The sequence below is a fragment of the Bacillus sp. Au-Bac7 genome (assembly GCF_021341655.1).
Lineage (GTDB): Bacteria > Bacillota > Bacilli > Bacillales > Cytobacillaceae > Niallia.
This window is the reverse complement of record NZ_JAJTTG010000037.1, coordinates 1-5,974: the sequence shown is the minus strand read 5'-3', so window position 1 is coordinate 5,974 and position 5,974 is coordinate 1. Positions and strand designations below refer to the sequence as shown.

Sequence of the window (5,974 nt, the reverse complement as noted above, 5' to 3'; positions counted from 1 at the left end):
ATTAGTTTAAGTGCATTTCTTCACAAATTTATTATTGAACTGATAAAAAAACAATGTTCAATAGGTTCTTAATTATTAAATGGGAATTTTTTTTACATATTTAGCTATAAAGAATACTATTCATGAATACCAAAGCTACACACCATAGTAAAAAAATGAACCCTTTTCAAATATGAGAAGAGTTCATTTTTATTCAACTAAGAAACAAAATGGAGCTAGCAACCACCAGCACTTTTTTCTAGTTTTTAAGGTGGCAAAAAAATCCCATTAAACGTTTTCATTAATATCATTTAACTGATAAGCGATAAAAGAAACCAGCGTTTCAACAAAAACGTAAAAAAGTATATCTGTCTTAGTTTGATTGATTGAATTGCTAATATTAACTTGTGGAAGAACAATGGTTTTGTCCACTAATTCTTTATATTTACTGTTCATATTCATCGTTACGAGTAATACTTCTCCATTAAAACTTTCTCGTTGAGAGAAGAACTTTCCTAGTGGGTTCTCGATAGTTCCTCCACGCATAGAAAAAATAATAGTTAAATCTTCTTTTTGAACATAGTTAAAAATATCATGTAACTCTGATGGTGATATAGCGGATACATATAGACCAAGTTTACGTAGTTTAAGTTCGAGCAACTTTCCTGGAATAAAGCTCTCGGACAGGCCCATAACAAAGAGATGTTTAAAGGAAAGAATATACTTGGCTAAATCAATCATTAAATCTTTAGTTAAAATACCTTCAGCTAAAGATAGTAATTCTTGGTAATGCTGAAACAGAGCAGGTTCTGTATTTTCTAGAACAGTATTTCTTTTCATCATTACATATCTGTACATCGTATACTTGAAGTCTGAGTATTTCTTATAACCAATTTTTTTACAAAAACGTGTAATACTTGGTTGAGAAACCTCACACCATTCTGCTAACCCAACAATACCACTACGTGCAACATATGATGGATCTTCTATAATTTTATTATAAATTTTAAATTCCGTCTCTGAAAATGATTCTTTTATTAATTCCATTTGAACAATAGGATCCATAAGATACCTCCGTCTATTTGTAACTCTATAAATTATTATAACAAAAAGTGAACATTAATGGATGAATATTTTATTTAAAGAATATTTTATTTTTGAATAAAAAATTATTGAATAAAATATTCATAGGTGCTAAAATGACCTTGTGAGATGATGAAAATGCTTACAAGGTCATGCTTATATTAAACCAGAGTGAATTAGGAAGGAAGATGATGTGGTGAATAAGAAATTTCCTGAAGGATTTTTATGGGGTGGTGCCACTGCAGCAACCCAATATGAAGGTGGATATGATGAAGGTGGAAGAGGACCTGCAACAAATGATTATATAACCGATGGGACTGCTGATTCGCCAAGGAAATTATCCTTAATCTTAAAAGATGGAACAAAGGCATTAGTAGATCGTGAACTATCAGTACCTGAAGGTGCAATTGGCTTTATTGATGAAAACATCTATTATCCCAGTCATAAAGCGACTGACTTTTTTCATCATTATAAAGAAGACATAGCATTGTTTGCTGAAATGGGATTTAAATGTTTTCGAATGTCTATTAGTTGGACTCGTATTTTCCCAAAAGGAGGAGTAGAAGGAGAAGCTCCAAATGAAGAAGGGTTACAATTTTATGAAAGTGTTTTCGAAGAATGTAAAAAGTATAATATTGAACCATTAGTTACGCTTTTCCATTTTGAAAATCCAGCCTATTTAGCTAATAACTATAATGGCTGGCATAGTCGTTACACAATAGATTGTTATTTAAAATACTGTAAAGAAGTGTTTACTCGATATAAGGATTTAGTAAAGTATTGGATAACAATAAATGAAATTAATGTCCTAAGAGGGTACTCGCGTTTAGGTTGTAGAGAGACAAACGCTCAGGTTCGGTATCAGGCACTTCACCACCTATTTGTTGCTAATGCTCTAGCAATCAAGTTAGGGAAAGGAATAAATTCAGAATTTAAAATCGGGTTTACGTTGGCATTAAGTGGTATTTATTCTAAGGATTGTAGACCAGAAAATGTCTTTGGAGCTTTAGAGTATCGAAGAAGGGCCTTATTCTTCTCAGATGTAATGATGAGAGGTTATTATCCTTCTTATTCGGACGCTATTTTAGAAGAGTTAGGTGTAACAATTGTAAAGGAACCTGGTGACGAAGAGATTATTAGGGCATATCCTTCAGAGTTTTTAGCATTCAGCTATTATAGAACCACTGTATATCATACTGGTGTTCAACAAAAGACAGATACAGGGGGACAATTGGGGGATAAAAATCCTTACTTACAGGAAACTCCTTGGGGATGGCCTATTGATCCTATTGGTTTAAGATATGTGTTAAACGAATTATATGATAGGTATCAAAAGCCACTTTTCATTGTAGAAAATGGAATGGGAATGTCAGATGTTTTTGAAAAAGATGGATCCATTATTGATGATTATCGAATTGCCTATTTGAAAGATCATATTAATGAGGTAAAAAAGGCAGTTTGTTTAGATGGCGTAGATTTGATGGGCTATACCACTTGGGGCTGTATTGACTTAGTGTCATCAGGAACAGGAGAAATGAAAAAACGTTATGGTTTTATTCACGTAGATTTAGATGATAAGGGAAAAGGGACATTAAAGAGAACAAAAAAGAAGTCTTTTTACTGGTATAAGAAAGTTATTCAATCCAATGGAGATGATTTAAGCAATGAAGTCAATAATACTAAGGAATACTCCATTTAAAATATTCAAAATGAAAAATTAAAGATAAAGAGAGTGGTAAAGATGAGTTTTAAAGATAAATTTGAAAAGGGAATTACTCGCTCTGCAGAATTTGTCGATCAAAATAAGTACTTTTCAGTGATTAAAGCTGCATTTGCTCAACTTTTGCCATTAATCATGATAGGTTCTTTCAGTACATTGCTTAAAACCTTGCTATCCGATCCAACTACGGGCTTAGCTAAATGGATCCCATTTCTAGAGAACTTAAAACCTGCTTTTGATGTTATTAGTTTTGCAACAATATCTTGTATGGCTATTCCTTTGATATTCCTAATTGGGTTAAGTTTAGGACGGCAAAATGGAGTTTCCGAAATTACATCAGGCATTTTAGGTCTTATTAGTTATATCTTAGTTGTGCCTAGTGTTGTAAGTCTTACAACAGAAGATGGAACGATACTTACAGCTCCAGGATTATCTACATCTGCATTAGGGGCAGAAGGGCTAATGGTAGGTATGCTAATCGCAATATTAGCGGTTGAAATTTTCACTTTCTTAATGAAATTTGAAAAAATTAAGATTAAGATGCCTGAGCAAGTACCACCAATGGTAGCATCATCTTTTAACAGTTTATTACCTGTATTTTTAACCACAACTATTATTGCTATTTTAGGAGCTTTGTTCCACTTAGTTACCGGACAATATATCAATGAGTTTATTTATTCGGTAATTCAGGCTCCAATGCAAAATGTTTTCCAATCACCTTTTGGTATTGTAACAGTAATTATTGTCATGCAGTTATTATGGTTTTTGGGAATTCATGGAGGGCAAGCAACCAGCCCAATTAAGAACCCATTAATGGCAGTAGCCATTGCTGCTAATGTTGAAGCAGTTCAAGCTGGTTTAGACCCAACACAGCCAATTACCTTTGGTTTTTGGAGATGTTTCGTTGCTGTTGGTGGAGCAGGAATGATCATTTCGCTAATATTTGCAATATTCATTGTTTCCAGAAGACATGAATATAGATCTATAGCTAAACTTGGGATTTTACCATCCATTTGTGGTATAAGTGAACCAATTATTTTTGGATTACCACTAGTATTGAATGTAACCTTCCTAATTCCATTAGTGTTAAATTCAGCTATATCAGCTTTAATAGCACTATTTGCAACGAATATTGGATTTTTGTCACCTAATTCTGTTGATGTGCCTTTTGGCATACCAATTCTTATTAATGCTTTTATAAGTTATGGATGGCAAGGAGTAGTTGTACAAGTTATTTGTTTATTAGTAACTACATTAGCTTGGATCCCATTTGTATTAATTTCTAATAAACAAGCAAAAAAACAAGAAAACAAAGATAATAGTGATGAATTAGTTATCGCTAAATAAATTTACTGAGGTGTAAATAATGAAAAAAATAGTATTATTATGTGCAGCAGGAATGTCTACTAGTATGTTGGTTAATAAAATCAGAGAATCCGCAGAAAAGGAAGGTTATGAATGCCAAGTCGATGCATATCCCATTGCTGAAGCAACACAACGTTGTGAGGATGCAGATGCAATATTATTAGGTCCACAGGTACGATTCCAAGAGAGTAAAATAAAAAAACTATTACCTGCAATACCAGTGGAGTCAATTGATATGCAAAGTTATGGAGCAATGGATGGACAAAAAGTATTACTGCAGGCCAGAAAGATGATTGGAGAAGAATAATGCAAGGAACAGAATTAGTTAGTTTTCAAATTATTTCATCAGTAGGTACAGCACGTTCTATGTATATTGAAGCAATTCAGGAAGCAAAAACGGGGAATTTCGAAAAGGCTGCTCAACTTATTGAAGAAGGTGAAAATCTTTTTATTCAAGGTCATCATGCACATAAAGAATTAGTAACGAAGGAAGCAAATGGTGAATCTGTAGAGTTTACTTTATTGTTAATGCATGCAGAAGACCAAATGATGAGTACGGAATCATTTAAGATTGTAGCAGAAGAATTCATTTCGGTTCATCAAAAATTAGAAAAATTAATAAGATTAATTGAGAAATAACTGATTAAAAGGAGTTGTTAATTCAACTCCTTTTTGTTTTGGCCTTTTTTGCTCTGGCACTAAACCAACTAATAGTTTGTCAATATTTTTCATTAAATACTAAAAATCTTTCATGTTATACTACTTATTAAAGAGATTTAATAAATGTTTGGACTTCCTTTCTAATAATAGTAACTTAAAATGAAGTAACTTTGCAGGGGAAGTATTTAATTCAATTGTTGTAACAAGGTAGATATATTACTATAAATTAAAAGTAATTAATGGGGGGAAATACATGGATAAAAATAGGATTCTTTATAAAAACTTTAAGAGTGAACAATTAAGTGACATGCTAGAGTGGAAAAGTGAGCCAAGAGTATGGTTTGTGGACAAGACATCTTCCAAACTTGTACTAAAAACAGATGAAGGAACAGATTTTTGGCAAAGGACCCATTATGGTTTTCAAGTGGATAATGGTCATTTTTTATTTGCGAAAACAAATAAAAATTTTAGAATGACTACAAAAGTGGAAGCCCTACCTAAGTCAAAATACGATCAAGCTGGATTGATGAGACTTATGGGTAAAGACCTCAATAGAATATATTCCATCTGGTTTCAGTAAGCTAGGGGCAGTAGTTACTAATGGTGGTTACTCTGATTGGTCAACCCAATATATAGATAGTAAAGAGGTACATATATATTATCGGATATCCAAGATAGAAAAAAATTGTTATGTTGATTTTTCATTCGACGGAGAAAGTTGGAATCAAATTAGGATTGCTCATTTAGATATACCAGATAATGCAATTTTGCAAGCGGGCTTATATGCATGTAGCCCACAAGGAAAAGAACAAGAAGTTCGTTTTGACTTCCTTACAATAGAAGAACTTTCTGATAATCCCCAAGATGCTTATTTATAAGCAATGAACGGAAGATAAAAATGAAAACAGAAAAGAGAAAATATTGCTAATAAGTATTTACTAAGGTACTGAATATATGAAATTTTGCGATTGAAGACCAAGTGCAAATTATCATTGCTAGCTATAGGGGGCTTACCTTAAATAAGAGGGAAGCCTTTTTCTTATGTTGCTATAAGGGCAGTTTACTTTAAGTGCATATATTCACAAAGTATCTAAAACCAAAAAGAAAGTACTGATGGTTAACGCTCATTTTTTCGTAAAAATTTGGGGGAGGTTAGTGGAAGAAGGA

General features: G+C 32.6%; 7 protein-coding genes. 6 read left to right on the top strand and 1 reads right to left on the bottom strand.

Annotated elements, in window-relative coordinates:
• Positions 1 to 267 precede the first annotated feature (267 nt).
• Positions 268 to 1,044 carry a MurR/RpiR family transcriptional regulator gene (locus LXM54_RS27545; protein WP_233319527.1) on the bottom strand — a complete coding sequence of 259 codons (777 nt, stop codon included), beginning with the start codon at positions 1,042 to 1,044 and terminating at the stop codon, positions 268 to 270.
• Between the two features lie 214 nt (positions 1,045 to 1,258).
• On the opposite strand from LXM54_RS27545, the gene LXM54_RS27540 reads away from it, so the two are divergent.
• From LXM54_RS27540 to LXM54_RS28175, 6 genes are all read left to right on the top strand, one after another.
• On the top strand, positions 1,259 to 2,761 hold the full coding sequence (locus tag LXM54_RS27540; protein WP_233319525.1) for a glycoside hydrolase family 1 protein: 1,503 nt from the start codon (positions 1,259 to 1,261) through the stop codon (positions 2,759 to 2,761).
• Positions 2,762 to 2,803: 42 nt separating this feature from the next.
• On the top strand, positions 2,804 to 4,129 hold the full coding sequence (locus LXM54_RS27535) for a PTS sugar transporter subunit IIC (RefSeq protein WP_233319523.1): 1,326 nt from the start codon (positions 2,804 to 2,806) through the stop codon (positions 4,127 to 4,129).
• Positions 4,130 to 4,148: 19 nt separating this feature from the next.
• Positions 4,149 to 4,454, top strand: a complete 306-nt coding sequence (locus tag LXM54_RS27530) for a PTS sugar transporter subunit IIB (RefSeq protein WP_233319522.1) — start codon at positions 4,149 to 4,151, stop codon at positions 4,452 to 4,454.
• A complete protein-coding gene (locus tag LXM54_RS27525; RefSeq protein WP_233319520.1) occupies positions 4,454 to 4,786 on the top strand; it encodes a PTS lactose/cellobiose transporter subunit IIA in 333 nt (110 codons plus the stop codon). The genes LXM54_RS27530 and LXM54_RS27525 overlap by 1 nt, the downstream gene beginning before the upstream one ends.
• A gap of 274 nt (positions 4,787 to 5,060) precedes the next feature.
• Positions 5,061 to 5,387, top strand: coding sequence for a DUF1349 domain-containing protein (locus LXM54_RS28180; RefSeq protein ID WP_267913509.1), 327 nt, complete (start codon positions 5,061 to 5,063; stop codon positions 5,385 to 5,387).
• Entirely contained in the window at positions 5,359 to 5,685 is a 327-nt protein-coding gene (locus LXM54_RS28175) for a DUF1349 domain-containing protein (protein WP_325169604.1), read from the top strand. Before LXM54_RS28180 ends, LXM54_RS28175 begins: the two co-directional genes overlap by 29 nt.
• Positions 5,686 to 5,974: the final 289 nt, after the last annotated feature.